The 24,851-nt window shown below is 70.6% G+C and carries 26 protein-coding genes; 15 read left to right on the top strand and 11 right to left on the bottom strand.

Annotated elements, in window-relative coordinates; genetic code table 11:
- Window positions 1-2: 2 nt before the first annotated feature.
- From ACIBHX_RS02425 to ACIBHX_RS02440, 4 genes are all read right to left on the bottom strand, one after another.
- The gene (locus tag ACIBHX_RS02425) at window positions 3-1,196 is read right to left on the bottom strand and encodes a VWA domain-containing protein (RefSeq protein WP_397063463.1); all 1,194 of its coding nucleotides are present in this window, start codon (window positions 1,194-1,196) and stop codon (window positions 3-5) included.
- A 233-nt stretch (window positions 1,197-1,429) separates the two neighbouring features.
- The gene (locus ACIBHX_RS02430; protein ID WP_397063465.1) at window positions 1,430-3,136 is read right to left on the bottom strand and encodes a hypothetical protein; all 1,707 of its coding nucleotides are present in this window, start codon (window positions 3,134-3,136) and stop codon (window positions 1,430-1,432) included.
- Entirely contained in the window at window positions 3,136-3,606 is a 471-nt protein-coding gene (locus ACIBHX_RS02435; RefSeq protein WP_397065002.1) for a hypothetical protein, read from the bottom strand. Before ACIBHX_RS02435 ends, ACIBHX_RS02430 begins: the two co-directional genes overlap by 1 nt.
- Before the next feature lie 122 nt (window positions 3,607-3,728).
- Window positions 3,729-4,628, bottom strand: a complete 900-nt coding sequence (locus tag ACIBHX_RS02440) for an oxidoreductase (RefSeq protein WP_397063466.1) — start codon at window positions 4,626-4,628, stop codon at window positions 3,729-3,731.
- A gap of 95 nt (window positions 4,629-4,723) precedes the next feature.
- Here ACIBHX_RS02440 and ACIBHX_RS02445 point away from each other — a divergent pair, with 95 nt between their 5' ends.
- Window positions 4,724-5,566, top strand: a complete 843-nt coding sequence (locus tag ACIBHX_RS02445; protein ID WP_397063468.1) for an alpha/beta fold hydrolase — start codon at window positions 4,724-4,726, stop codon at window positions 5,564-5,566.
- On the opposite strand, the gene ACIBHX_RS02450 is transcribed toward ACIBHX_RS02445, so the two are convergent.
- A complete protein-coding gene (locus ACIBHX_RS02450) occupies window positions 5,501-6,229 on the bottom strand; it encodes an IclR family transcriptional regulator (RefSeq protein ID WP_397063470.1) in 729 nt (242 codons plus the stop codon). The genes ACIBHX_RS02445 and ACIBHX_RS02450 overlap by 66 nt on opposite strands.
- Before the next feature lie 420 nt (window positions 6,230-6,649).
- On the opposite strand from ACIBHX_RS02450, the gene ACIBHX_RS02455 reads away from it, so the two are divergent.
- The 5 genes from ACIBHX_RS02455 to ppk2 are packed head-to-tail and all read left to right on the top strand — an operon-like array spanning window position 6,650 to window position 12,936.
- Window positions 6,650-7,681 carry a polyprenyl synthetase family protein gene (locus ACIBHX_RS02455; protein WP_397063472.1) on the top strand — a complete coding sequence of 344 codons (1,032 nt, stop codon included), beginning with the start codon at window positions 6,650-6,652 and terminating at the stop codon, window positions 7,679-7,681.
- Between the two features lie 9 nt (window positions 7,682-7,690).
- Window positions 7,691-8,617, top strand: a complete 927-nt coding sequence (locus ACIBHX_RS02460) for a 4-hydroxy-3-methylbut-2-enyl diphosphate reductase (RefSeq protein WP_397063474.1) — start codon at window positions 7,691-7,693, stop codon at window positions 8,615-8,617.
- A 15-nt stretch (window positions 8,618-8,632) separates the two neighbouring features.
- Window positions 8,633-9,991, top strand: a complete 1,359-nt coding sequence (locus tag ACIBHX_RS02465; protein WP_397063475.1) for a family 2B encapsulin nanocompartment shell protein — start codon at window positions 8,633-8,635, stop codon at window positions 9,989-9,991.
- Window positions 9,988-12,135, top strand: coding sequence for a germacradienol/geosmin synthase (locus ACIBHX_RS02470; protein WP_397063477.1), 2,148 nt, complete (start codon window positions 9,988-9,990; stop codon window positions 12,133-12,135). The genes ACIBHX_RS02465 and ACIBHX_RS02470 overlap by 4 nt, the downstream gene beginning before the upstream one ends.
- Window positions 12,136-12,141: 6 nt before the next feature.
- A complete protein-coding gene (gene ppk2 / locus ACIBHX_RS02475; protein WP_397063479.1) occupies window positions 12,142-12,936 on the top strand; it encodes a polyphosphate kinase 2 in 795 nt (264 codons plus the stop codon).
- A 435-nt stretch (window positions 12,937-13,371) separates the two neighbouring features.
- Here the strand turns inward: ppk2 and ACIBHX_RS02480 are convergent, their stop codons facing one another.
- Together ACIBHX_RS02480 and ACIBHX_RS02485 are read right to left on the bottom strand one after the other, a co-directional pair.
- Window positions 13,372-13,908: an NUDIX hydrolase family protein gene (locus ACIBHX_RS02480; protein ID WP_397063480.1), complete on the bottom strand. Its 537-nt coding sequence runs from the start codon at window positions 13,906-13,908 to the stop codon at window positions 13,372-13,374.
- Between the two features lie 154 nt (window positions 13,909-14,062).
- Window positions 14,063-14,668 carry a Uma2 family endonuclease gene (locus tag ACIBHX_RS02485; protein ID WP_397063482.1) on the bottom strand — a complete coding sequence of 202 codons (606 nt, stop codon included), beginning with the start codon at window positions 14,666-14,668 and terminating at the stop codon, window positions 14,063-14,065.
- Window positions 14,669-15,193: 525 nt separating this feature from the next.
- Here ACIBHX_RS02485 and ACIBHX_RS02490 point away from each other — a divergent pair.
- From ACIBHX_RS02490 to ACIBHX_RS02500, 3 genes are read left to right on the top strand one after another with little or no spacing between them, the layout of a single operon-like run.
- On the top strand, window positions 15,194-16,699 hold the full coding sequence (locus ACIBHX_RS02490) for a sugar ABC transporter ATP-binding protein (RefSeq protein WP_397063484.1): 1,506 nt from the start codon (window positions 15,194-15,196) through the stop codon (window positions 16,697-16,699).
- Window positions 16,686-17,630, top strand: coding sequence for an ABC transporter permease (locus ACIBHX_RS02495; protein ID WP_397063485.1), 945 nt, complete (start codon window positions 16,686-16,688; stop codon window positions 17,628-17,630). The genes ACIBHX_RS02490 and ACIBHX_RS02495 overlap by 14 nt, the downstream gene beginning before the upstream one ends.
- Window positions 17,627-18,580: a D-ribose ABC transporter substrate-binding protein gene (locus tag ACIBHX_RS02500; RefSeq protein WP_397063487.1), complete on the top strand. Its 954-nt coding sequence runs from the start codon at window positions 17,627-17,629 to the stop codon at window positions 18,578-18,580. Before ACIBHX_RS02495 ends, ACIBHX_RS02500 begins: the two co-directional genes overlap by 4 nt.
- On the opposite strand, the gene ACIBHX_RS02505 is transcribed toward ACIBHX_RS02500, so the two are convergent.
- The gene (locus tag ACIBHX_RS02505) at window positions 18,575-19,117 is read right to left on the bottom strand and encodes a YdeI family protein (protein ID WP_397063488.1); all 543 of its coding nucleotides are present in this window, start codon (window positions 19,115-19,117) and stop codon (window positions 18,575-18,577) included. The two genes, ACIBHX_RS02500 and ACIBHX_RS02505, sit on opposite strands and share 6 nt — an antisense overlap.
- Window positions 19,118-19,342: 225 nt before the next feature.
- Between ACIBHX_RS02505 and ACIBHX_RS02510 the strand changes: the two genes are divergently transcribed.
- A complete protein-coding gene (locus tag ACIBHX_RS02510) occupies window positions 19,343-19,732 on the top strand; it encodes a hypothetical protein (protein WP_397063489.1) in 390 nt (129 codons plus the stop codon).
- 74 nt (window positions 19,733-19,806) lie between these two features.
- On the top strand, window positions 19,807-20,604 hold the full coding sequence (locus ACIBHX_RS02515) for an SAM-dependent methyltransferase (protein WP_397063490.1): 798 nt from the start codon (window positions 19,807-19,809) through the stop codon (window positions 20,602-20,604).
- Here the strand turns inward: ACIBHX_RS02515 and ACIBHX_RS02520 are convergent.
- Window positions 20,601-21,401, bottom strand: a complete 801-nt coding sequence (locus tag ACIBHX_RS02520) for an SAM-dependent methyltransferase (RefSeq protein WP_397063491.1) — start codon at window positions 21,399-21,401, stop codon at window positions 20,601-20,603. The two genes, ACIBHX_RS02515 and ACIBHX_RS02520, sit on opposite strands and share 4 nt — an antisense overlap.
- 267 nt (window positions 21,402-21,668) lie before the next feature.
- Here ACIBHX_RS02520 and ACIBHX_RS02525 point away from each other — a divergent pair, with 267 nt between their 5' ends.
- Both ACIBHX_RS02525 and ACIBHX_RS02530 read left to right on the top strand, forming a co-directional pair.
- Entirely contained in the window at window positions 21,669-21,950 is a 282-nt protein-coding gene (locus ACIBHX_RS02525; RefSeq protein ID WP_397063493.1) for a metal-sensitive transcriptional regulator, read from the top strand.
- Window positions 21,951-21,964: 14 nt separating this feature from the next.
- A complete protein-coding gene (locus tag ACIBHX_RS02530) occupies window positions 21,965-22,606 on the top strand; it encodes a class I SAM-dependent methyltransferase (RefSeq protein ID WP_397063495.1) in 642 nt (213 codons plus the stop codon).
- A gap of 95 nt (window positions 22,607-22,701) precedes the next feature.
- Here the strand turns inward: ACIBHX_RS02530 and ACIBHX_RS02535 are convergent, their stop codons facing one another.
- A complete protein-coding gene (locus ACIBHX_RS02535) occupies window positions 22,702-22,929 on the bottom strand; it encodes a hypothetical protein (protein WP_397063497.1) in 228 nt (75 codons plus the stop codon).
- A gap of 82 nt (window positions 22,930-23,011) precedes the next feature.
- Window positions 23,012-23,146, bottom strand: coding sequence for a hypothetical protein (locus ACIBHX_RS02540; RefSeq protein WP_397063499.1), 135 nt, complete (start codon window positions 23,144-23,146; stop codon window positions 23,012-23,014).
- Between the two features lie 152 nt (window positions 23,147-23,298).
- On the opposite strand from ACIBHX_RS02540, the gene ACIBHX_RS02545 reads away from it, so the two are divergent.
- A complete protein-coding gene (locus ACIBHX_RS02545) occupies window positions 23,299-23,637 on the top strand; it encodes an NADH-quinone oxidoreductase subunit A (RefSeq protein ID WP_397063500.1) in 339 nt (112 codons plus the stop codon).
- Window positions 23,628-24,851, top strand: a complete 1,224-nt coding sequence (locus ACIBHX_RS02550) for a hypothetical protein (protein WP_397063502.1) — start codon at window positions 23,628-23,630, stop codon at window positions 24,849-24,851. The genes ACIBHX_RS02545 and ACIBHX_RS02550 overlap by 10 nt, the downstream gene beginning before the upstream one ends.

Here is a 24,851-nt window from a genome sequence, read left to right on the forward strand (position 1 = left end):
TCCTAGGTGAGGAAGTTCTTGAGCTCGTGGACGAGCTTGTTGATGTGTCCGGAAATGACCGGGGTGCCGAGGTCCTTGAACCGCTGGCGGAACCAGGGGTTCACCTCGGCCTGGCCGGAGCTGTTGACCGAGCCGACCGGGATGAACCGGACGCCCGACCTGTGCACGGCGGTGATGCCGTCGAACAGCGGCTGTGACCGGTCGAACTCGTAGAAGTCGGAGATCCACACCATCACGGTGTTGCGCGGATCGGCGATCTTGGGCTGGGCCATCGCCATCGCGACCGGGCCGTCATTGCCGCCGCCCAGCTTCGTGCGCAGCAGCACCTCGAACGGGTCGTGCACCCACGGCGTCAGGTCGATCGCGCGGGTGTCGTAGGCGATCAGGTGCACGTCCACCCGGGGCAGCCCGGCGAAGATCGAGGCCAGGATCGTGCAGTTGACCATCGAGTCGACCATCGAGCCCGACTGGTCGACCACCACGATCAGCCGCGCGGGGGTGGTGCGGCGGGCGGTCTGCTTGTAGAAGAGCCGGTCCACATACAGCTTCTGGTCGTCGGGTGACCAGTTGGTGAGGTTCTTCCAGATGGTCCGGTCGAGGTCGAGGTTGCTGAAAACCCGCTTGGGCGGGATGGACCTGTCGATCTCACCCGCGGTGGCCTTCTCCACCTGCGTGCGCAGCACCTGGGCGACCTCGTCGACGTAGCGGCGGATCAACGCCTTGGCGTTGGCCAGCGCCACGCCCGACAGGTTCGCCTTGTCCCGCAGCAGCTGCTCGACCAGCGACATGCTCGGCGTGAGCTGCTTGGCCAGGGACGGGTCGGCGAGCACCTCGCGCAGGTGCATCCGCCTGACCAGGTCGCCCTCCATCTCGGCCAGCTGCCCCGAGTCGGCGCCGACGGCCTGCTCCAGCCAGCCGGCGTCGCTCTTCCACCCGGCCAGCTGGGTCGCGGTGACGGTGCCCGAGCCGGTGCCGAAGACGTTCAGCAGCAGCTTGGACACCAGCGCGGCGTTGCGCACCTGGTCGGGGCCGTCCAGCGTGCGCAGCTCCGCGGCCAGCTCGGGGAAGCGCTGCACCAGATTGTCGACCGAGATCCCCGGGTCGAGCACGGCCGCCGGCAGCCCGATGTCCTCGACCACGGCCAGGCTCGCGCTCTCCAACGCGGCCTGCTCCTCGGCCCCGAACAACCGCGCCAACAACCGCCAGTACAACACCTGCCGCCGATTGGCCCCCGCGCCATCCCCGCCAGAGCTCCCACCCGCCGCCTCGACATCTCCGCCGGAGCTCTCGCCTGCTGCTCTGGCCTCGTTGGAGTGCGGGGCTGTCGTTGTCGGTTGCTCGCCGAGGCTCGGGTCGGGTGTAGTGGCGGGTTCGGGGTGCGTGGTCTCTCCTGGGGTGTTGGGGGTGGTCTGTGCGTGGGGTGTGGGGTTCATCGTCTGAGGAGCCGTCCCGCTCGTTCCTTGAGTACGGCTACCGCGTCGCCCTTGGCCGCCTGGAGGGCGAGGTCACCATTGTGGGCGGCCTTGGACTTGCCCTGGACGGCCAGCGGCTGCAGCCGCCACCCGGCGTCCCAGCGCAGCAGCCCGATGCACGCGGTCGAGGCCGTCACCAGCTTGGGCGTCAGCGGCCCCGCCGCGGGCAGCCGGTCGAGGTCGAGCGCCAGCTCGTGCCCGTCCAGGTGGAGTACGCCGTCCTTGACCTTGTATCCCTCGACCAGGACCGGCTCGGCGATCCGCACCGGATGCCGCTCCAGCGGCGCCACCGCCGGGGCGGCCGCCTCCGCCAGCCGTACCCTGGCCGTGGCGAACGGGTCGGCGGCCTCGCCCGCCTTCGCCCCCGCCTCGTCCCACACCAGGTCGCCGCCAGGAAGCAGCGCCATCCCGTCGATCTCGATCGACAGGTGCCCTGCCAGCGCCCCGAGCAGCACCGGATACGCGCCGAGCAGCGACCACACGGCGGGCCCCGCGATCGTGTCGACCTTGGCGGCCGTCACGCTCGCCCGCACCACCCGGCCGCCGGACTCCAGGATCCCGTGCACCTGCATCTGAACGGCCGTCGCGTGCTCGTGGACATCGACACCCAGCACCAGCAGCCGCCCCGACACAACCTCGCCGTCGCCGAAAGCGCCCCCGAAAGCGCCCCCGAAAGCGCCCCCGGAGGCGTCCGCGGAAGTGCCCCCGGAAGTGCCCCCGGAGGCGTCCGCGGAAGTGCCCCCGGAAGTGCCTGCGGAGGCGTCCAAGGAGGCGCCTGCGGAAGTGCCCGCGGAGGCGCCCCCGGAAGCGTCTACGGAGGCGCCTGCGGGTGCGTGGGTCAGCAGCACGGCTCGTGCCCACAGGTCGCCCCAGCGCCGCTCGGGGATCGCGGCCATCGTCGCCACCGGCGCCGAGGCCCGCAGCTCCGCCGCCAGCCCGTCGAGCAGTACGGCCAGCCGCCGCGCCCCAGGATCGCCCAGCAGCGCTTCGATCGTCTGATCCGCCGCGCTCACCAGATCGTGGTCGACCCCCCGCCACCCGGCGATGGCGACCTCCCGAAGCCATGCCGCCGCCCCAGCCCGCCCGCCAAAACCGGCCTGCGCGCCGGAACCGGCCTGCGCGCCGGAACCGGCCTGCGCGCCGGAACCGGCCTGCGCGCCGGAACCGGCCTGCGCGCTGGAGCTCGCCTGCCCGCCGGAGCTCGCCTGCGCGGCAGAGCTCGCCTGCGCGCCGAGACCCGGCTGCGTGGCGGACCCCGTATCCCCGGTGGGGACCGGGGCGGAGTCAGGGGTGCTCTGTGCGACAGCAGGGGATGAGCCGACGGCTTCCCAAGAGGAGCGGGTGCGGGCGAGGGACGTGTCGAGCTGGTCCAGGAGGGCGTCGTGGACCGCGCCGAGCAGCGCCGACCGGGCACCGGCCAGCGTGACCAGGTGCTCGTCGGCGACGGACCCGGCGACGATCTTCTCCGCCGCCTCGAGCGCGCGCGACCCCAGGGGCGTGCCCGCGACTGCGGAGGCCAGCGAAGTCAAGGCCGCCGCCTGCTCCTCGCCGAGCCGCGCGAGCCCGTGCACCAGCGCCCCGTCGAACCCGGAGACGACCTCGAGCGCCTCGCCGACCCCCGCGGGCATCTCGCCGGTCAGCGAGGAGAGCTGTACACCCATCATCAGCGCACCCCTCCTGAGGCGGGGAACCACTGCATCTCCGGCAGCGGCGCCGTACTCGAAGGCACCTCGAGGTAGGCCAGGTGGCGCAGGAAACGGCTGAAGACGACGGCCGCGGGCGCCGGCTCGTGGGATCCGCTCAGCGCCCGCATGAGGTCGCCGTCCTCGGCGACCTCGACCCGCAGGTAACGGGCCACGCGCGCCAGGCCGTACTGCACGACCGCCTCGTTGGCCAGCGCCGTCAGGTGCTTGCAGGGCGAGCCGCGCAGCCCGCCGCAGGGCCGGTTGTTGTTGGTGCTGCACGTGTAGCCGTGGGTGCCGGCCGCGATCGAGGAGACGTAGACCCGCTCGATGTCGGACCCGCTCGACACGACTCCCTGCAGCCGCCCGTCGGCCAGCTCGACGAAGGGAACCTTCGCCAGCTTCCGCGGCTGCACCGGCGGCACCACCCGTGTCACGCTGCGTTCACGCACGTCCAAGCCACGGCCTCCAGTCGAGAGGAAGATCAATGTGGCAGGACTGTAGCGAACGCGGCCGACAGTTTTGATCTACCAGGTTCGTCCGTAGTGCTCCGGCCTTCAGGTCGGGGAGGAGTTCAATCGAAGGAGTAGCGCACTCCGGTCAGCTCCTCCGAGACCGACCACAGCCGGGCGGCCGCCTCCTCGTCGTGGGAGGCCGCCGTCGAGGAGACGATCGTCGGGTATCCGCGCCCCTCGCCGGGCCCGTCGGGCCCCACGTACGACCCGCCGGGCAGGTCAGGCACGGTGGCCGCGTACAGCAGGGGCAGCGCCCCGCGTTCGGCGCTCTGCGCGAACAGCAGGTTGGCCAGCCACATCCCGGCCTGCTCGAGCCGGTTGCCCGACAGGCGCGGCCCGGCGCCCTGCAGGTTCGTGGCCGCGTACCCGGGGTGCGCCGCCACGCTCGTCAACGCCTCGCCGGCGCGCCGCTGCAGCTCGTAGGCGAACAGCAGGTTGGCCAGCTTCGACTGCGAGTAGGCGTCCCACCTGCGGTAGGAGAGCTCGGAGTTGAGGTCGTCGAAGCGCATCCTGCCGCGCTTGTGCATGGTGCTGCTGACGGTCACCACCCGCCCGCCGCGCAGCCGCGGCAGCAGCAGCCCGGTCAGCGCGAAGTGCCCGAGGTGGTTCGTGCCGAACTGCATCTCGAAGCCGTCCGCGGTCTTCTGGTACGGCAGCGCCATCACGCCGGCGTTGTTGACCAGGATGTCGACGTCGTCCTTCACGCCCTCGGCGAACTGCCTGACCGAGGACAGGTCGGCCAGATCGAGCCGCGTCACCTCGATCGAGGCGTGCGGCGCCGCCTTGACCATCAGGTCGCGTACGGCGGCTCCCTTGCCGGTGTCGCGGACGGCCAGCACCGTCGCCGCGCCCCGGCGGGCCAGCTCACCCGCCGCGATCATCCCGATGCCGCTGGAGGCTCCGGTCACGATCGCCGTCTTGCCCGTCAGATCTGGTATGTCCGCCGCGGTCCATCCCATGGCCGGCTCCCGTCGAGATCGCAAGGTGCTCGCCCCGCCATTCTGCCTCGCGATGCGCAGAATCGAGGAAGGAGCCCAGAGGGAACGGGGGCGGCATGCCGTACGAGATCCATGAGGGCGAGCTGGGGCGCGGGCTGCCCTGTTACGAGCTGGGCCAGGGGGATCCGCTGGTCGTGCTGCGGTGGTTCGGGCCGCATCACGCCAATCCGCGGGGGATGGAGCGGCGCGTCGAGCTGTCGGTGATGCGGCCGCTGGCCGGGCACTTCCGCGTGTGCGCCGTCACCAGGGCGCCCGGGATGGCGATGGGCACGACCATGGCGCAGATCGCGGCCGACCACGCGCAGGCGCTGAAAGAGCGCTTCGGCGGGCCGGTCGACGTGCTCGGGATGTCGTCGGGCGGGTCGCTGGCGCTGCAGCTGGCGGCCGACCACCCGGACGCGGTCAGGAGCCTGGTGGTCGCCGGGGCCGCCTACACGCTGCCCGAGCGGACCAGGCTGGTGCAGCGGCGCTACACCGAGGCGGTGGCCGCGGGACGGCGCGGCGCGCACCTGCAGGCGCCGCTGACCGGGCGGACCCCGCTCGGTCAGGCCCTGCAGGGCGCCGTGATGTGGCTGGCCGACCCGCTGATGCGACCCGCGAACCCCACCGACATGCTGCGCTTCGCCCAGGCGGAGGACCCCTTCGACGTGGGCGACAGGCTGGCCGGCCTCCGCGCGCCGACGCTGGTGATCGGCGGGGAGCGGGACCTGGCCTACAGTCCGGAACTGTTCAGGCAGACCGCCGGCCGCATCCCCGGCGGGCGGCTGATCATCTACCCGCGCACCGGCCATCTCGGGACGTTTCGCCATCGGCGCTTCGCGCCGTCGCCGCGTTCACCCGGAGAGTGCGGTCGTGATGGCCCGGGCGGCCGAGCGCACGCCGTCGGTGACCAGCGGTAGCGAGATCGACGCCGCCCGACCGGCCACGCTCACCGCCATGCACACCCGGCCGTCGGGCCCGAACACCGGTGCGGCCACGCACGACACGCCCTCGGTGAACTCCTCCAGCGCGTAGGCCACGCCCTGCCGCCCGATCAGCCGCAGCTCGTGCTCGAGCAGCGCCCGCCGGGTGACCGTGCGCGGCGTGAGCGGTAAGAGTGTGCCGTCGCGCCGCAGGTCGTCGTGCAGGCGCCGGTCGAAGGCCAGCAGCACCTTGCCCATCGCCGTGCAGTACAGCGGGGCCCGGTCCACCCCGTCGGAGCGCGACCTGACCCGGTTGAGGCCGTACAGCCGCTCGACATACCTGGTCTCCAGCCCGTGGGGGATCGCCAGGTTCACCGTCTCGTGGGTGGATTCGTACAGCCGCAGCAGGTACGGCAGGACGGCCAGGCGGCTGCCGGGGATCCGCCCGCGGTCGGCGCCCGCCAGCACGTAGTTGGTGCCCACCCGCTTGGCCAGCCCCCGCGTGCACAGCACCGCGAGCAGGCGGTGGATGGTCGACTTGGGCAGCCCCGTCATGCCGGTCAGCTCGACCAGGCCCGCCGGCCTCCCGGCCTCGCCCAGCGCAGCCAGGAGCATGATCCCCTTTTCGAGACTGCCCGGCAGCCGCTGCGACGTGTCCATGGTGGTGTGGTGGTTACCCACTGCACGTAAATATTACACTTAGTGACGGTCGAGCTTGGCCCCTGCCGTACTTGGCGATTTCCGCGCTATATCGTCAAATTTCCTGGATTGACGCACCCGGCCTCCATGGCCGTGACCACATAACGCGAATATCCGCCGGCGCCGGAATTTGAGAATTTTTCGCGATTCGCGGCAACGCATCCGCAGGGGCCGACATCCCGCCGCGGTCGATCTGCTGCAGGATGGCGTTGACGTCGGCGGACAGGGATCCCCGGGTTGACGGCGCTCATTGACGAAATGTCCGCCGAATCGTTACGCGAACAAATCATCCGTTCCACTCTGTAGGATGCCCCTTTAACTTTGTGTGGTCGATCAATAACTTCTCGTTTGTCGGCGGTGGGGAACGTGGGGAGGACGTCGATGAGCACGGTCCGCGACCGGGTCGACCGAAGACTGGCGCAGTTCCTGGACGCGCATCCCGCTCCGGTGACCGATCCGGAGGTGATGGCCGCGCACCAGGTACTGCGCGAGTTCATCCTCGGCGACGGCAAGCGGATCCGGCCGCTGCTGTGCTACTGGGGCTGGGTGGGCGCGGGCGGCGCCGACTGCGCCGAGCTGATCAGCGCCGCGGCCTCGCTCGAGCTGTGCCACGCGGGGCTGCTCATCCACGACGACATCATGGACGCCAGCGAGGTACGGCGCGGCCGCCCCACCGTGCACCGCGCGCTGGCGAGCATGCACACCGGCCCGGCCGCCAACGCCTTCGGCAGTGCCGCCGCCATCCTCATGGGCGTGCTCGCGCTCGGCTGGTCCGACGAGCTGTTCGCCACCAGCGGCGTCGAGCCGCACCGGCTGAGCAGGGGCCACGAGCTGTTCACCGCCATGCGCACCGAGGTGATCGCCGGCCAGTACCTGGACGTGATGTCGCAGACCGGCGCCGACACCACCATCGACCGGGCCTGCACCGTCATCCGCTACAAGACGGCCAAGTACACGGTCGAGCGCCCCCTGCAGATCGGCGGCGCCCTGGCCGGGGGCGACGAGGAACTGCTCCAGGCCTACTCCCGCTTCGGCGTGCCGCTGGGCGAGGCCTTCCAGCTTCGCGACGACATCCTGGGCATGTTCGGCGACCCCGCGGTCACCGGCAAGTCGGCCCTGGACGACCTGCGCGAGGGCAAGCAGACCGTGCTGATCGCGCACGCCGTGCGCTACGGCTCGCGCGCCGAGGCCGAGCACCTGCGGGCCTGGCTCGGCGACCCCAAGCTCACCGACGCGGGCGCCGACGAGATGCGCCAGATCGTCGTCGACACGGGCGCTCTGGCCCGGGTCGAGCAGATGATCGACGAGCGGGCCGGCACCGCCTTATCCGCGCTCGCCGACGCCCGCATCACCGCCGAGGCGCAGGCCGCGCTCACCGAACTGGCAGACCGTATCGCGCACCGGACTCGCTGAGGAGACCTCATGGGACGCGTCCTGCTCGCCGCACCCCGCGGATACTGCGCCGGGGTCGAACGCGCCATCGCCACCGTGGAGGAGGCGCTGCGCCGCCATGGCCCACCCGTCTACGTACGCAAGCAGATCGTCCACAACACCTCCGTCGTCGCCGATCTCACCCGCCGCGGCGCGATCTTCGTGGAGGAGCTGGCCGAGGTGCCCGAGGGGGCGCTGGTCGTCTTCTCCGCCCACGGCGTCGCCCCTTCGGTCAAGCGCGAGGCGGCCGAGCGCGGGCTGAGGTCGATCGACGCCACCTGCCCCCTGGTGACCAAGGTCCACAGGGAGGCCGTACGGCTGGCCGAGTCGGGACACGAGGTGATCCTCATCGGCCACGCCGAGCACGAGGAGGTCGAGGGCACCGTGGGCGAGGCCCCCGACCGCACCCACGTGGTCGACCCGGCCAGACCGGACGAGCTCGTCCTGCCTCGCCACGCCAAGGCCGGGTGGCTGTCGCAGACCACGCTGTCGGTGGACGAGACGCTGGCCGCGGTCGCCCGGCTGCGCGAGCGCTATCCCGGCCTGGCCGACCCGCCCAGCGACGACGTCTGCTACGCCAGCCAGAACCGGCAGGAGGCCATCGCCGGGCTGGCGCCCAGCTGCGACCTGGTGCTCGTGGTGGGCTCGCCCAACTCCTCCAACTCGCGGCGCCTGGTCGAGGTCGCCCTGTCGGCGGGCGCGCCCGCCGGGCACCTGATCGACACCGTGGCCGAGGCCGACGAGGCGTGGCTGGAGGACGTGGCCACCGTGGGCGTCAGCGCCGGCGCGTCCGTGCCCGAATACCTGGTCGCCGAGCTGCTGGAGTGGCTGGCGGCCCGCGGCTACGCCGACGTGGAGACCGTCACGCGCACGCAGGAGACCCTGACCTTCGCCCTTCCCAGGGAAATCCAGAGATAGGTGGTGTTCTCGTAGATGACAGAGACCGTACAGCTCAGCCTCGGTACCGCTGCCGCCCGCAACCTGGCCACGACCACCAAGACCGTCCCGCAGATGCAGGAGATCACCTCCAGGCACCTGCTGCGCCTGCTGCCGTGGGTGCAGGCCACGGGCGGCGCCTACCGGGTCAACCGGCGCCTGACGTACGCGGTGGGCGACGGCAGGGTGACGTTCACCAACACCGGGGCCGAGGTCCGGGTGATCCCCGCCGAGCTGTGCGAGCTGCCGCCGCTGCGCGGCCTGGACGACGCCGACGTGCTGGCGGCCCTGGCGGAGCGCTTCGTGCAGCGGGAGCTGGAGCCGGGCGACACGCTGGTGGCGGCGGGCACGCCGGTCCAGGACGTGGTGCTGATCGCGCACGGCAAGATCACCAAGGAGACCGAGGGCGCCTACGGCCACACCGCCACCTCGGGCCTGGTGGCCGACGGCGACCACCTGGGCCACGAGATGCTCACTGGCGACGCGCACGCGTGGGGGTTCACGGCCGTGGCGGCCACCTCGTGCACCGTGCTGACCCTGTCCAGGCAGGCCTTCCTGGAGCTGCACGAGGCCAGCCCGGAGCTGCGGGCGCACCTGGAGGCACGCACGGACCCGCCGGGCGACGGCGAGGCCGAGATCGCGATGTCGGCGGGGCACCTGGGCGAGGTGGCGCTGCCGGGCACGTTCGTCGACTACCAGCAGGCGCCGCGGGAGTACGAGCTGAGCCTGGCGCAGACCGTGCTGCGCATCCATACCCGGGTGGCCGACCTGTACAACGAGCCGATCAACCAGACCGAGCAGCAGTTGCGGCTCACGATCGAGGCCCTGCTCGAGCGCAAGGAGCACGAGCTGGTCAACAACCGCGACTTCGGCCTGCTGCACAACGCCGACCTGAGTCAGCGCATCCACACCAGGAGCGGCCCGCCCACGCCCGACGACCTGGACGAGCTGCTAGCCACGGTGTGGAAGGACCCGGCGTTCATCCTGGCCCACCCGAAGGCGCTGGCCGCCTTCGGCCACGAGTGCAACAGCCGCGGCCTGTATCCGGCCGCCGTGGACGCCGGCGGGCACCAGGTGACGTCCTGGCGCGGGGTGCCGATGTTCCCGTGCGACAAGATCCCGGTCTCGCCGCAGGGGCTGACCTCGATGATGGTGATGCGGGTGGGCGAGAGCGACCAGGGCGTGGTCGGCCTGCACCGGGTGGGCCTGACCGACGAGTACAGGCCCGGCGTCTCGGTCCGGTTCATGGGCATCGACGAGAAGGCGATCATCTCCTACCTGGTGTCCACGTACTACTCCTGCGCCGTGCTGGTCCCGGACGCGCTGGGCATCCTGGAAAGCGTCGAGGTCGCGTGAGCGGCGGCATGATGGCGCAGGCGTTCCGGCTTCCCGAGTTCTACACGCCGTATCCGGCGCGGCTCAATCCGAACGTGGACAGTGCCAGACGGCACACGATGGCCTGGGCCGAGCGGATGGGCATGCTGTCGTCGCGTAAGCCCGACGGCGGGCTGGTCTGGGACGAGGCGGCGCTGGAGGCGATGGACTACGCGCTGATGTGCGGCTACACCCATCCCGACTGCGACGGGCCCACCCTCGACCTGATCACCGACTGGTACGTGTGGGTGTTCTTCTTCGACGACCACTTCCTCGAACTGTTCAAGCACTCCCGCGACCTGGCGGGCGCCAGGGCCCACCTGGACCGGCTTGAGCTGTTCATGTCCGACGACCCGCCCGAGCCGGACAACCCGGCCGAGGCGGGGCTGGCCGATGTGTGGGCACGCACGGTGCCCTCGATGTCCGCCGCCTGGCGGCGGCGCTTCGTCACCAGCACGCACAACCTGATGGTCGAGTCGATGTGGGAGCTGGAGAACATCGACAGGGGCCGCGTCGCCAACCCGATCGAGTACATCCAGATGCGCCGGCGGGTCGGCGGCGCGCCTTGGTCGGCCAACCTCGTCGAGTACGCCGTGGGGGCCGAGGTGCCCGACGCGCTGGCGGCGACCAGGCCGGTGCGGGTTCTGTGCGACACCTTCGCCGACGCCGTGCACCTGCGCAACGACCTGTTCTCCTACCAGCGGGAGGTGCGCGAGGAGGGCGAGAACTCCAACGCCGTGCTGGTCTTCGAGCGCTTCTTCGACCTGCCCACGCAGGAGGCGGCCGACCTGGTCAACGACCTGCTGACCTCCCGGCTGCAGCAGTTCGAGAACACCGCCATGACCGAGATCCCCGCCCTGTTCGCCGACCGGCGGGTGCCGCCGCACGAGCAGGCCGCAGTGGGGCTGTACGCCAAGGGGCTGCAGGACTGGCAGGCGGGCGGGCACGAGTGGCATATCAGGTCGAGCCGGTACATGAACGAGGCCGCCGTGCTCGGCGGGGGCCCGTCGGGCCTGGTGTTCGGCACCGCCCGCCGGGCCCGCCAGTACCGTTACCTGCCCCTCGAGCCGGTCGGCCCGCTGCCCGTGCCCGGCCTGCGCATGCCCTACGACTTCCGGGTCAGCCCGCACCTGGACGCCGCCCGTGCCGACGCACTGGCGTGGGCGCGGCGGACGGGGTTCCTGGACGCCGGCGCGCTCTGGGACGAGCGGCGGATCGCCGGGTACGACCTGGCGTACTGCGCCGCGATGATCCACGCCGACGCCACGCCAGAAGGGCTCGGACTGGCCGCCGACTGGCTGACCTGGGGCACCTACGCCGACGACTACTACCCGGCCGCGTTCGGCGCCACCCGCGACCTGGCAGGCGCCCGGCTGCTCAACGAGCGGCTGGCCGCGTTCATGCCGCTGCACGGCGAGCCGGTGCCCGAGCCGCTCAACGCGGTCGAGCGCGGCCTGGCCGAGCTGTGGCCACGTACCGCCGGGCCGCTGGAGCCCCAGGCGCGCGGGGCCTTCCGCGCGACCGTCGAGGACATGCTGGAGAGCTGGCTGTGGGAGCTGGCCAACCGGGCGCAGCACCGCATCCCCGACCCGATCGACTACATCGAGACGCGCCGGCGCACGTTCGGCTCCGAGCTGACGATGGCGCTGGCCCGGCTGACCTGCTGGCAGGCCGTTGATCCCGCGCTGCGCGAGACGCGGGTGCTGCACGAGCTGGAGACCGCCGCCGAGGACTACGCGGCGCTGGTCAACGACCTGTACTCCTACCAGAAGGAGGTCGAGTTCGACGGCGACCTGCACAACATGGTGCTTGTCGTGCAGCACTTCCTCGACGTGGACCGCTGGCGCGCGGCGCAGGTCGTGGCCGACCTGGCGAACGCGCGGATGGCGCAGTTCGAGCACATCCTGGCCCGCGACCTGCCCGGATTCCTCGACGGCCTGGACACGGACGCGCACGAGGTGCTCACCCGGCACGTGGGCCTGCTCAAGGACTGGATGTCCGGCATCCTGCGGTGGCACCGCACCTGCACCCGCTACACCGAGACCGAGCTGCGCCGCGCCCGCGGGTTCTCCTTCAAGCCCACCGGGCTCGGCACGACGATGGCCCATCCGGCGCTCGTCCTATGATGCGGTATGGGCAACGGGCGACTGCCGCGCAAGCCGTACGAGAAGGAGCTCTTCCGCCTGCAGGGGGAGCTGGTCAAGCTGCAGGAGTGGGTGAAGGCCGAGGAGCAGCGGCTGGTCATCATCTTCGAGGGGCGTGACGCGGCGGGCAAGGGCGGCACGATCAAGCGGGTGGCCGAGTACCTCAACCCGCGCGTCGCCCGCATCGTCGCGCTGCCCGCGCCCACCGAGCGCGAGCGGACGCAGTGGTACTTCCAGCGCTACATCGCCCACCTCCCGGCGGCGGGAGAGATCGTGCTGTTCGACCGCAGCTGGTACAACCGGGCCGGGGTCGAGCGGGTCATGGGCTTCTGCACCCAGGAGGAGTACACCCGGTTCCTGCACCAGTGCCCGATCTTCGAGCGGCTGCTGGTGGAGGACGGGATCCTGCTGCGCAAGTACTGGTTCTCGGTGAGCGACGAGGAGCAGGAGCGGCGTTTCCACGCCCGGCTCGATGACCCCATGCGGCGCTGGAAGCTGTCGGGGATGGACCTGGAGTCGATCACCCGGTGGGAGGAGTACTCCCGCGCCAAGGACGAGATGCTCATCCACACCCACATCCCCGAGGCTCCCTGGTACGACGTCGAGAGCGAGGACAAGCGCAGCGCCAGGATCAACATGATCACCCACCTGCTCTCGACGATCCCTTACACCAAGGTACGGCGGGCCAGGCTGACGGTGCCGGAACGGCCGCCGAGCACGGGCTACCGGCGGCCGCCGCGGGTGGAGAACAGCGTCCCCGACGCCGCGGCCAGGCTTTCGTGAGGAAGTCCGTCAGCAGGCTGCGGTAGAGGTCGGGCCGTCCGTTGGCGATCGAGTGGCCCGCGCCGCGGACGTAGCCCGTACAGCACCCCACCCATCACAACCAGCGCGACCCACCACATAGCGCCCAGCGTAGATCGCCCCACCCCACCCTCCCGGCGCTCAGCACCCGTTCACGGGGCGCTTCGCGCGCATCTCTTACGCACGCTGAATGATGTGCTTCAGGCACGGTGGGTGGCATGTGCCCAGTGAATGGGGCGCTTCAGGCACGGTGGGTCGCATTGCCCGGTGAATGGGGCGCTTCACGCGCGGTGAGTCACGTGCGCGCTGAATGACGTGCTTCATGCGGGGTGAGTGGCATGCGCACGGTGAATGGGGTGCGTCACGTGCCCGGTGCGGTGCTTCGCGCGGGCCGTACGAGATGGGCTTGGAGAGGTGTCAGGTGAGGCAGCCGACGTGGGCGAGGGCCTGCTTGAGGAGGGTGCCCTGGCCGCCGGCCATCTCCTGCTGTACGGCGGCCGAGGCGGCCTCCTCCGGCGTGAACCACACGAGGTCGAGCGCGTCCTGGCGGGGACGGCAGTCGCCGGCGACAGGCACGATGTAGGCCAGCGACACGGCGTGCTGCCGCGGGTCGTGGTAGGGCGTGACGCCCTGCGTCGGGAAGTACTCGGCGACCGTGAACGGCTGCGGTGACGCCGGCACCTGCGGCAACGCCACGGGGCCCAGGTCCTTCTCCAGGTGGCGGAGGAGGGCGTCGCGGATCCGCTCGTGGTGCAGGACGCGACCGGAGACGAGGGCGCGGCTGACCGTACCGTCCGAACCGATGCGCAGCAGGAGTCCGACGTGGGTCACGATGCCGGTCTCGTCGACGCGCACGGGCACGGCGTCGACGTACAGGATCGGCATGCGGCCCCGGACCGACTCCAGCTCATCCGGAGCAAGCCACCCGGGCACGGTTTCGGTCTTTTCGGTCATTGGCCGATCATACTTCCCCACCCCTCCCGGCCCGCCCCCACCTCGCCGTACACCCTGCGGGCACGCCGCGGCCCAGCCATACAGCTGAACCGCGACGTGCCTGGTCAGGGACACAAGACGGCCAGTGGCCACGTGCGTCAGAGCATGGGCATCGTCAGGCCGGAGGCGGTGGATCGGGCTGTGGCGACGGAGTGAACGGGGACGTGTCGATGGTGAGATTCCAGGGGTCGGGAAGGTCCAGTTTGCCGCCGAGAGCCACCTCGAGCTGGTGAACGTAGCCCGAGGGCGAGGGTTCGCTCAGCAGGCGTGCCTTGCCGGTGACGGTGTCGATCACCAGGACCAGTGGTACGCCTCCCTGGGCGTAGCTGCTGGGTTTGTGGGTGTTGTCGTCACTGCGACTGCTGTCGGAGACGACCTCGACCACGAGCTTCGTCTCGTTGGCGTACACGTGATCGTTGCCCCACATGCGAGGCTCCGCAGGGACAACGGTCAGATCCGGCCGATAGCGGTCCTGTTGCGGGCCGAGGAAGATTGTGATGTCGTTCCAGGCCAGCCAGCCGAGCTCGGTCAGCCGGGGGATCAGCTGGACCAGCACGTGATACGTGATCGTGTTGTGCACACCAGTAGGCACCTTCTTCACCACGATCCGCGAGTCGATGATCTCGACCCGGAGATCAGGCCATCGGGCGCACAGCTCCAGAAACCTGGGCTCGAGGTCGTCTTGATCGTCGGACGATATTTCGACCAGTGGCGGCGCCATGACATGGACCATACCCGCATCATCTCCTCCGAGGGGGGTAGTCGCAACGTGATGATGACGTCACTGAGAGTATCTGAACGAAGACGAGCCCGCAGGTTATTCGGAAAGCAGTTCGATGACTTCGTGCGACCGTGGCCCGCGTGTCCTCGCTGTGCAGCCCGACGTTTCCGCGCCGGCTCCGGGCGAGATCATCAGGTGTGTTACTCACGGTTACGGTTCACTTGGGTTTGCGTGATCGGTCAGAGGTGTGATTGTTGCCTGGTTGCGACCGTATGCCCGGTTGTGGGGGGTAACGTCGGCCTGCCGTACCGGGCCTGGAGGCGATCCTGAGCACTGAACGTGAACCCTTGCCGCAGCGTGAAGAAGCCGAGCGCTGCGCGAGCGAGGAGAACGGACGCCGTTGCGTGCTGCCCCCAGGGCATCTGGGCGAGCACGTCTATCCGCCCTTTACTACCGCATAAGGGTCTCAAGAGACGCCTCGGGGCATGACCGCAGCACTGCCAGCGATCAAGCCCGGAGGGAGCAATGCCCGGCGAGATCCTCCGTGTCGAGGGCCTCCGCAAGGAGTTCCCCGGTGTGGTCGCGCTGGACGGGGTTGACTTCGCGCTGAACCAGGGCGAGGTGCACGTCCTGCTGGGCGAGAACGGCGCGGGCAAGAGCACGCTCGTCAAGATCCTCTCGGGCGCGTACCACCCGGACGCGGGCGTGGTCCACGTCGACGGCAAGACCGTGCAGATCAGGGGCACGACCGACGCGCAGCATCTCGGGATCGCCACGATCTACCAGGAGTTCAACCTGGTCCCGCAGCTCAGCGTGGCCGAGAACCTGCTCCTCGGCCGCCCGCCGCGCAGGCTCGGGCTGGTCGACGTCAGGCGGATGCGCGCCAGGGCCAGGGAGTTGCTGGAGCGGGTGGGGCTGCCGATCGACCCGCAGGCCAAGGTCGGCACGCTGGGCATCGCCAGGATGCAGATGGTGGAGATCGCCAAGGCGCTCTGCGTGAACGCACGCATCCTGATCATGGACGAGCCGACCGCGGTGCTCACCACGGACGAGGTGGAGCGGCTGTTCGCGATCGTCAGGCAGCTACGCGAGCAGGGCGTGGCGATCATCTTCATCACCCACAAGCTGGAGGAGATCCCGCAGGTCGGCGACCGGGTGACGGTGCTGCGCGACGGCCGCTCGGTGGGTGAGGTGCCCGCGTCGGCGGACCAGAACGAGCTGGTCAGGCTCATGGTGGGGCGCCCGATCGACCAGTACTACCCGCGCAAGCCCCAGCCGCCGGGCGAGCCGCTGCTGAAGGTGAGCGGCCTGACCCAAAAAGGCGGCTTCGCCGATGTCTCCTTCGAGGTGCGCGCGGGCGAGGTCGTGGGCCTGGCGGGGCTGATCGGCGCCGGGCGCACCGAGGTGGTCCGCGCGGTGTTCGGCGCCGACCACTACGACTCCGGCGAGGTGGCCGTGAACGGCGAGCGGCTGCCGCGCGGCGACGTGCACGCCGCCATGGAGGCGGGGCTCGGCCTGGTACCCGAGGACCGCAAGGGTCAGGGCCTGGTGCTGGGCGCGGACGTGGCCGAGAACCTGGGCCTGGTCACGCTCGGCCGCTTCACCCGCGTGGGATTCGTCGACCGCGCGGGACAGCGCAAGGCGGCGGGGGAGATGGCCAGGCAGCTCGGCGTCCGGATGAGCGGCCTGGGCCAGGAGGTCCGCACGCTGTCGGGCGGTAACCAGCAGAAGGTCGTGATCGGCAAGTGGCTGCTGGCCGAGGCGGGCGTGCTCATCCTCGACGAGCCCACGCGCGGCATCGACGTGGGCGCCAAGGTCGAGATCTACCAGCTGATCAACTCGCTGACCGCCTCCGGCCACGCCGTACTGATCATCTCGAGTGATCTGCCCGAGGTGATCGGCATGAGCGACCGGATCCTCGTGATGGCCAGGGGCCGTCTGGTCGGCGAGCTGCCCGCGCGGGAGGCCACCCAGGACTCGGTGATGGCGCTGGCCGTCGCCGATGTGGAGGACGCCCGTGTCGAGAAGTAGGGCGGGAGCCTGGCTGTCGGAGAACGGCGCCCTGATCGCGCTGGTCGTCCTGTGCGTGCTGCTGTCGCTGCTGTCGTCCGACTTCCTGACTCTGACGAACCTGCTGAACGTGGGCGTGCAGGGCGCGGTCACCGCGATCCTGGCCTTCGGTGTCACCTTCGTGATCATCACCGCGGGCATCGACTTGTCAGTGGGCTCTGTGGCCGCGCTGTCGGCGATCTGCCTGGGCTGGGCCGCCGGCACCGCGGGCCTGGCCTGGCCGCCGGCGACGCTGCTCGCCCTGGCCGTGGGGCTGGCCTGCGGCTTGGTCAGCGGCGTTCTGATCGCGTACGGCAGGCTGCCCCCGTTCATCGCGACCCTGGCGATGCTCAGCGTGGCCCGCGGCCTGGCTCTGGTGATCTCCCAGGGCAGCCCGCTGCCCATGCCGGACGCCATCGCCAACATGGGCGGCAACATCGGCGCGTTCCTCCCCATCCCGGTCGTGATCATGGTCGTGATGGGCGTCATCACCGCGGTCGTGCTGGCCCGCACGTACTCGGGCCGGGCCATGTACGCGATCGGCGGCAACGAGGAGGCGGCCCGGCTGTCCGGGATCAACGTCAACGGCCAGAAGCTCATCACCTACGCCCTGTCCGGCGTGTTCGCCGCGGTGGCCGGGATCGTCCTGGCCAGCCGCCTGGCCTCGGCGCAGCCGCAGGCCGCCGCAGGCTACGAGCTGGACGCCATCGCGGCCGTCGTGATCGGCGGGGCGAGCCTGGCGGGCGGCAAGGGGCGGGCGTTCGGCACGTTCGTCGGCGCGCTCATCCTCGCGGTGCTGCGCAACGGCCTGAACCTGCTGTCGGTGTCCGCCTTCTGGCAGCAGGTCGTGATCGGCGCGGTGATCGCGCTGGCCGTCCTGCTCGACACAGTGCGAGGAAGGAACAGGATATGAGGCTCTTGATCGTCGCGACGGCCGTGCTCGCGATAGGCGGCCTGGCCGCCTGCTCGTCGCCGTCCCAATCGGGCGGCGGCGCCGGCGGGGGAGTGGCGGGCGGCGGGAACGTCAAGGTGGGCCTGTCGATCAGCACGCTGAACAACCCGTACTTCGTGCAGCTGCGCGCGGGCGCCGAGGCCAAGGCCAAGGAGCTGGGTGTGTCGCTGACGACGACGGACGCCCAGAACGACGCCTCCCAGCAGGTGAACCAGGTGCAGAACTTCACCAGCCAGGGCATGAAGGCGATCCTCATCAACCCGGTGGACTCCGACGCCGCCGCGCCGGCCGTGAAGCTGGCCAACCGGTCGAGCATCCCGGTGATCGCGGTGGACCGCGGGGTCAACGGGGCCCCGGTCGCGCAGACCATCACCTCCGACAACGTGGCGGGCGGCGCGCTGGCGGCCGACGAGCTGGCCAAGCAGCTCGGCGGGAAGGGCCAGGTGGCGGTGCTGCAGGGTGTCCCCGGCACGTCGGCGGCCCGCGACAGGGGCGCCGGGTTCGCCGCCGGGATCAAGAAGTACCCGAACATCAAGGTGGTGGCCCAGCAGCCGGCCGACTTCGACCGGACCAAGGGCCTGGACGTGATGACCAACATCATGCAGTCGAACCCCGGCATCACCGGCGTCTTCGCCCAGAACGACGAGATGGCGCTGGGCGCGATCAAGGCGCTCGGTTCGAAGGCGGGCAACCAGGTCAAGGTCGTCGGCTTCGACGGCACGCCCGACGGGCTCAAGGCGGTCCAGGCGGGCACGATGTCGGCCACGGTCGCCCAGCAGCCCAAGCTCCTGGGTCAGGAGTCCGTGGTCAGCGCGGTGTCCGTCGCGAAGGGCGGGAACGTGCAGAAGGTCGTGCACGTGCCGGTGAAGGTCGCCACGAAGGAGAACGTGCAGGACTTCATGACCTCATGACAGCGCCTCGACCGCCCTGGCCACCAGGACGGCTCGCCGTTCCGGGGTCCTGGCCTTGAGCAGCGGCAGGATGACCGCGTACCGACCGGTCCTGTCGAGCGCGTCGAACGCGGCGGTGGCCCCGGGCGCGGTGGCCAGCGCGGCCGCCAGATCCTCCGGGACGGTGGCCGTGGCCTGCGAGGCGTAGGCCGACTCCCACCGGCCGTCGCTCCTGGCCGCCCGGATCTCGGCCTCGCCCGGCGCCCGCATCCTCCCCTCGGCGATCAGCGCCTCGGCTCGGTCGACGTTGATCCGCGACCACGGGCTGCCGGTCCGCCGCCGGGAGTAGCGCTGCAGGAAGTATGACTCGTCGTGTCCCCTGCGGTGGCTGTCGATCCAGCCGTAGCACAGGGCGACCTCGATCGCCTCGGCCGAGGTGGGGGAGGTCCTGCCGGAACCCTTCTTGGCGATGAGGAGCCAGGCGTCGCCGGCCTCCTCATGGTGCTCGGCCAGCCAGGACTCCCACTGCACCGCGTCGTCGAAGCTCAGGTACGTCATATGGGCCACGCTAACCGGCCTTGTGGAAGGTGCGGTTCCTCAATGCGTGACCAACCTACGGATCTCGCAACGGCTGGCCGTACCCGAGGCCTGACGGGCCTGGTGGAGCGGCTCACCCGGTGAGCGGACGCGGATCGGACGCGAAGTGGGCGCGGAACGGGCTCAAGAGCGGCTATCCCGGCGGCCTACCTTCCTGGCATCCACCACCACGGAAGGAGCACTCCGATGACCATCCGCCGTTTCGCCGCCGGTGCCGCCCTCGCCACCGCCGCAGGTCTCGGCCTGCTGACGATCTCCGGCCCCGCCTTCGCCGGCGGCATCAGCGTCTACAACAGGACCGTCCACCCCGGCGGCGAGGTCTGCGTCGCCGCGCACGCCGACACCTCCGTCTACGCCAGCGGCAACGCCAACAGCCCCGGACTGAAGTTCAAGCTCCTGGCGCAGAGCGGCCTCGTGGTGCCGGGCACCAGCTCGCCCGGCCCGGTCACCGCGTGGGCCGCCCAGACCCAGACCGGCTGGTACAACTGGCAGGGCGCCGGCGACTACACCGCCTGCGCCAAGAACAACGGCACCCAGGACGTCTTCCTCAGCTCCCTGATCATCACCACGTCCTGAGCGGACGCCGCCCGCCGCGCCTTCCAGGAGGTACGGCGGGCGGCATAGGGTTGTCTTGATCGTAAGGAGGGCCGATGTCCGCGGACGACCCGATGGCCAGGATCGACACCAGCAAGCCGCATTCCGCGCGCGTATGGGACTACCTGCTCGGCGGCAAGGACAACTACACCGCCGACCAGGAGGCGGGGGAGAACCTGCTGCGCGTGTTCCCCGACTTCGCGCAGGTGGCGCTGCTGCAGCGGGAGTTCCTCAAGCGGGCCGTCACCTTCCTCGTGGCCGAGGCGGGCGTCCGGCAGTTCCTGGACATCGGCACCGGGCTGCCCACCGCGAACAACACCCACGAGGTGGCCCAGCGCATCGCGCCCGAGTCGCGCATCGTCTACGTCGACAACGACCCGCTGGTGCTGGTGCACGCCAGGGCGCTGCTGACCAGCGCGCCCGCGGGCGCCACCGACTACATCGACGCCGACGTGCGCGACCCGGACACGATCCTGTCGCGGGCGGCCGACACGCTGGACTTCTCCCGGCCGATCGCGCTGATGATGCTCAGCATCGCCGGGCAGGTGCCCGACGACGACCTGATCGGCGACCTGGTCCGCCGCTACGTCGAGGCGCTGCCGCAGGGCAGCTACCTGGCGCTGTCCGACGGCGTGAACATCAACCCCAACCTGGTGGCGGCGGTCACGGCCTACAACGAGCGCGCCGCCTTCCCCTACACGCTGCGCAGCCCCGAACGGTTGGCCCGGTTCTTCGACGGGCTCGAGCTGGTGGAGCCCGGCGTGGTCGCCACGCCGGACTGGCGCCCGCCGCCCGGCCCGCGCCCTGCCGTGGACGTGGTCAACGCCGTCTGCGGGATCGGGCGCAAGCGTTAGGGCTTGCGGCCCACGGCGCCGTGCGCGTCGATCGGCGGGGCCTGGATGGCGTCGGGACGCCAGTCGGTGATCGGGCTCAGGCCCGGCTCGACGAGCTCCAGGCCCTCGAAGCAGTCGGCCAGCTGGCCGAGGGTACGCAGGTTGTAGGGGATGGCCCCGGTCTCGGCGAGCTTGGCGCCGCCCTTGTTGATCGCCTCGCCGGTGTCGGTGCCGTCCCAGATGACCAGGTGGCTGCCGGACGGCACGGCGTCCATCACCCGGCTCACGATCGAGCGCAGCTCGCCGTAGTCGGCCACGTAGCCGAGCACGCCCATGAACATCACCGCGACCGGCCTGGTGAAGTCCAGCACGTTGCGCGCGTCGGAGACGATCAGCTCGGGGTCGTGCAGGTCGGCGTTCACGTACGTGGTCACGCCCGCGGGCGTGGTGTTCACCAGCAGCGCCCGGGCGTGCGCCAGCACCAGCGGGTCGTTGTCGACGTACACCACTCGCGACTCGGGTCTGATGCTCTGGGCGACCTCGTGGGTGTTCTGCATCGTGGGCAGTCCGGTGCCGATGTCGAGGAACTGGTTGATCCCGGCCTCGCCCGCCAGGTAGCGGACGACGCGGATCAGGAACTTCCTGGACTCGGCGGCCATCTTCACGATGTCCGGATACACCGAGGCCACGGCGTCACCGGCGGCCCGGTCGACCTCGTAGTTGTCCTTGCCGCCCATCCAGTAGTTCCAGATCCGCGCGGCGTGCGGCGTCTGGAAGTCGATCTTGGAGAGCAGTTCGGGGCTGGGGTCTTCGGCCATCGCAGCGCTCCCGGTCGGAGGGGATCTTTGCCCACAGACTAGATGTCGATGAGGATCTTGTACGCGCCGTTCATGAAGATCTCTCTCGTACGGCAAGGCCGCGCCACCGGCCGCCCACCGTACTCCGGCTGAGGGCCCGTGAGCGGCGCTTCCGGCGAGTCGGTGACGGTCGCCCGCCGCTACGGCGCGGCGTGAACGTGGCCGCGCGAAATAGGATACGGGGGTATGGTGTTGTCGCCGGTGTAGCGAATGGAGAGGACCCCGAGTATGCACGGTTACACCGACAACAAGCAGGAACACCTCAGGCGGTTGCGCCGCGCCGAGGGCCAGGTGCGCGGCCTGCAGCGGATGGTGGACGACGACAAGTACTGCATCGACATCCTGACCCAGGTGTCGGCCACCACCAGCGCGTTGCAGTCGTTCGCGCTGAGCCTGCTCGAGGAGCACATGGCGCACTGCGTCGCCGAGGCCACCCAGAAGGGCGGAGCCGAGGCGCAGGCCAAGGTGAAGGAGGCGGCGGAGGCGATCGCGCGGCTTGTGCGCTCGTGATTAGCCTGGACGGTATGCAAGATCTGTCGAGGTTCCAGCATCCGCGCTTCGCCCGGATGTACGAGCGGATGAGCGCCGTCGCCGAGCAGGGCGCCATGTCCGGATATCGCGATCGGCTGCTGGCCGGGTTGTCGGGCCGGGTGATCGAGATCGGCGCGGGCAACGGGATGAACTTCGCCCACTATCCGCGCGAGGTCACCCAGGTCGTGGCCGTCGAGCCGGAAGGCCTGCTCAGGGCCGCCGCACTCAAGACCGCCGCCGGGTCCGCCGTGCCGGTGGAGGTCGTGGCGGGGCACGCCGACGCGCTGCCGTACGAGGATGGGAGCTTCGACGCGGCGGTGCTGTCGCTCGTGCTGTGCTCGGTGGACGATCAGGCCGTCACGCTCGCCGAGGCGCGCCGGGTGCTGCGGCCGGGCGGGGAGCTGCGCTTCTTCGAGCACGTGCGGTCACACCATCCGGTGGCCGCGCTCGTTCAGCGAGTGGTGACGCCCGTGTGGAGCCGAGCGGGGGGCGGCTGCCATCTCGACCGCGACACGGCGGCGGCGATCGCGGCCAGCGGGCTGGTCGTCGAAGGACTCGACAGTTTCGCGTTCCGCCCGGCGAAGCTCGCGCCGAACCTGCTCCACATCCTCGGCACGGCACGCAACCCGAGCTGAAGCATCCTGGGCACGGCGAGCGACCCGGCCTGAAGCATCCTGGGCACGGCGTGCGACCCGGGCTGAAGCATCCGGGGCGCGGCGCGCGACCCGGGCTAGGCCTTTGGCAGGCGGGGAGAGATGCGGCCCTGGTCGACCAGGGCGAGGTAGACGGCGAAGGCGCCCTGCGTCCACTGCTCCACCTGGCCGGACGACAGTTTGATCTCCTCGCCCTCGTGCGTGACGATCTCGTATCCGCCCAGTGTCACGCGCCGCCAGGCGACCAGGACGTTCTCGTACACCAGGACGTCGAGCATGGCGGCGAGGTACTCACGACCAGCCACGGCGGAAGCCTCCTCGCTCCTCGCCGTTTGTCGTCGGTTACGCCTCCATTGTCCACCTCGGTGGACGGCTGGGAAATGCCTGTCAGGTGAGGTCCCGCGTGGCGGCGTCCTCCCGTTCGCGGTCGCCGCGCTCCCTGCGCACGACGGCGCGCACGCCGAAGATGAAGGCCGCTGCGACCAAAGCCGGGGGCACCAGTGCCGCGAAGACGTCGAACATACCGCCAGTCTACGTCCCATGGAGGGCGCCCCCTCTACGGGAGGCGATAGTAAGCAGCCCTCCAGCCAGGGTGTCGCGGGCGGCCCGCGTGACGGAAGTTGCTACGGTAGAGATCACTACGCACCTTAGTAGGCGAAATCTGGAGGAATCGGATGGGGATCGGCCTGGTGCTGCCGCTGATCCTGCTCGCCGGCGGCGTGGCCGGGGTGTACGGCGTCTCGCTGGTCCTCGCGCCCCGCCCGATCAGCGTCGGCCCGTTCCTGTCGGGAGCGCGGCCGGCCGAGCACGCGCTGTCGCGCTTCCACGTGCGCTGGTACGCGGTCACGCTGGTCTTCCTGGCCTTCGACATGGAAATGATCTTCATGTACCCGTGGGCGCTGGTGGTGGCCGAGGTCGGCGCCGCGGCGGTGGTCGAGATGTTCGCCTTCCTCGGGTTGCTGCTGGTCGGGGTGCTCTACGCCTGGCGGGAGGGGGCCTTCCGATGGGCCTGAGCGGGTGGCTGCTGCGGGCGGCCGCCGTGCGCCCCCGGGTGCTGGTCGTCACCGCGCTGTACGGCACGAGGGTACGGCTGGCCGTCGAGGCGGAGGCGGCCCGCCGTGGCTGGCTCCAGGCCCGCTCGCCCGCCGAGGCGTCGGTCGTGGTGGTGTGCGGCTCCCCGGACGCCACCCTGGCGGAGGCGATCGACGTGGTGTGGTCCGAACTGCCCGTGCCCCGTGCCCTCGTCCACCTCGAGGACCCGGCGGAGACCGAGGCGGCCTTCGACCGCGCGACGGCCACGCTGTCCGACGAACCCGCCCAGCGCCACGACGCCGAAACCCGCCACCCCTGGCGCCCCGACATTCCCGACCACGGCATCCCCGACCACGGCATCCCCGACCACGGCATCCCCGACCACGGCATCCCCGACCACGGCATCCCCGACCACGGCATCCCCGACCACGGCGGGATGGACCACGGTGGGATGGACCACGGTGGGATGGACCACGGCGGGATGGACCACGGCGGGATGGGCGGCCACGAGCACCACATGATGGGGAGCCCCAGCGGACTGAAGATGGCCGACCGCGGGGACGATCGTGACGGCCTGAAGCTCGACCGCCTCCACATCCCCCTCGGCCCGATCCTGACCGACTGGCCCACCGGCCTGGTGATCCACACCGTCATGCAGGGCGACGTGATCCAGCACGCCCAGGTGTCCCCGGCCCACGGCCACGGCACGCCCTTCTGGCACGAACCCTGGCTGTCCCCGGCCAGGGTGACCAGGGGCGAGGCGGAGAGAAGGACGGCCGCCGCCCACCTCGACAGCCTCACCCGCCTGCTCGGCGTGGCAGGCTGGCCGGGCGCCGCCCGCGAGGCCGCCCGGCTGCGCGACAGGACCCTGGCCGGAGCCTCCGTACAGAGGCCCTACGCCCGCTTCGCCAGGAGGGTGGGCCGATCGACGATCCTCGCCTGGATGCTCAAGGACATCGGCGTGATCGACGACCACGAGCGCGGCAGGGACGCATTGGACAGGGCCCGCTGGTGGCTGGCCAGGGCGGGCCGGGCGGTCGCCGCGATGGACGATCCCGCCCCGCTGGAGGGAGGCGAAGGGCCCACGAGCCCGCTGCCCGCCGTACTGCCCGAGCTGCTCGAAGGCGCCGAGCTGGCGGCGGCGCGGTTGATCGTCGCGAGCCTCGACCCGGACGTGGAGCTGGCCCATGGGTGA

It is taken from the genome of Nonomuraea sp. NPDC050536, assembly GCF_044457685.1.
Lineage (GTDB): Bacteria > Actinomycetota > Actinomycetes > Streptosporangiales > Streptosporangiaceae > Nonomuraea.

Bases quoted from the DNA above. Each gene is read 5' to 3' on its own strand.
- ACIBHX_RS02430 (WP_397063465.1), bottom strand. From the start codon at position 3,136: ATGATGGGTGTACAGCTCTCCTCGCTGACCGGCGAGATGCCCGCGGGG.
- ACIBHX_RS02440 (WP_397063466.1), bottom strand. From the start codon at position 4,628: ATGGGATGGACCGCGGCGGACATACCAGATCTGACGGGCAAGACGGCG.
- ACIBHX_RS02445 (WP_397063468.1), top strand. From the start codon at position 4,724: ATGCCGTACGAGATCCATGAGGGCGAGCTGGGGCGCGGGCTGCCCTGT.
- ACIBHX_RS02450 (WP_397063470.1), bottom strand. From the start codon at position 6,229: ATGGACACGTCGCAGCGGCTGCCGGGCAGTCTCGAAAAGGGGATCATG.
- ACIBHX_RS02455 (WP_397063472.1), top strand. From the start codon at position 6,650: ATGAGCACGGTCCGCGACCGGGTCGACCGAAGACTGGCGCAGTTCCTG.
- ACIBHX_RS02460 (WP_397063474.1), top strand. From the start codon at position 7,691: ATGGGACGCGTCCTGCTCGCCGCACCCCGCGGATACTGCGCCGGGGTC.
- ACIBHX_RS02465 (WP_397063475.1), top strand. From the start codon at position 8,633: ATGACAGAGACCGTACAGCTCAGCCTCGGTACCGCTGCCGCCCGCAAC.
- ppk2 (WP_397063479.1), top strand. From the start codon at position 12,142: ATGGGCAACGGGCGACTGCCGCGCAAGCCGTACGAGAAGGAGCTCTTC.
- ACIBHX_RS02480 (WP_397063480.1), bottom strand. From the start codon at position 13,908: ATGACCGAAAAGACCGAAACCGTGCCCGGGTGGCTTGCTCCGGATGAG.
- ACIBHX_RS02485 (WP_397063482.1), bottom strand. From the start codon at position 14,668: ATGGCGCCGCCACTGGTCGAAATATCGTCCGACGATCAAGACGACCTC.
- ACIBHX_RS02490 (WP_397063484.1), top strand. From the start codon at position 15,194: ATGCCCGGCGAGATCCTCCGTGTCGAGGGCCTCCGCAAGGAGTTCCCC.
- ACIBHX_RS02500 (WP_397063487.1), top strand. From the start codon at position 17,627: ATGAGGCTCTTGATCGTCGCGACGGCCGTGCTCGCGATAGGCGGCCTG.
- ACIBHX_RS02505 (WP_397063488.1), bottom strand. From the start codon at position 19,117: ATGACGTACCTGAGCTTCGACGACGCGGTGCAGTGGGAGTCCTGGCTG.
- ACIBHX_RS02510 (WP_397063489.1), top strand. From the start codon at position 19,343: ATGACCATCCGCCGTTTCGCCGCCGGTGCCGCCCTCGCCACCGCCGCA.
- ACIBHX_RS02515 (WP_397063490.1), top strand. From the start codon at position 19,807: ATGTCCGCGGACGACCCGATGGCCAGGATCGACACCAGCAAGCCGCAT.
- ACIBHX_RS02520 (WP_397063491.1), bottom strand. From the start codon at position 21,401: ATGGCCGAAGACCCCAGCCCCGAACTGCTCTCCAAGATCGACTTCCAG.
- ACIBHX_RS02525 (WP_397063493.1), top strand. From the start codon at position 21,669: ATGCACGGTTACACCGACAACAAGCAGGAACACCTCAGGCGGTTGCGC.
- ACIBHX_RS02530 (WP_397063495.1), top strand. From the start codon at position 21,965: ATGCAAGATCTGTCGAGGTTCCAGCATCCGCGCTTCGCCCGGATGTAC.
- ACIBHX_RS02540 (WP_397063499.1), bottom strand. From the start codon at position 23,146: ATGTTCGACGTCTTCGCGGCACTGGTGCCCCCGGCTTTGGTCGCAGCG.
- ACIBHX_RS02545 (WP_397063500.1), top strand. From the start codon at position 23,299: ATGGGGATCGGCCTGGTGCTGCCGCTGATCCTGCTCGCCGGCGGCGTG.
- ACIBHX_RS02550 (WP_397063502.1), top strand. From the start codon at position 23,628: ATGGGCCTGAGCGGGTGGCTGCTGCGGGCGGCCGCCGTGCGCCCCCGG.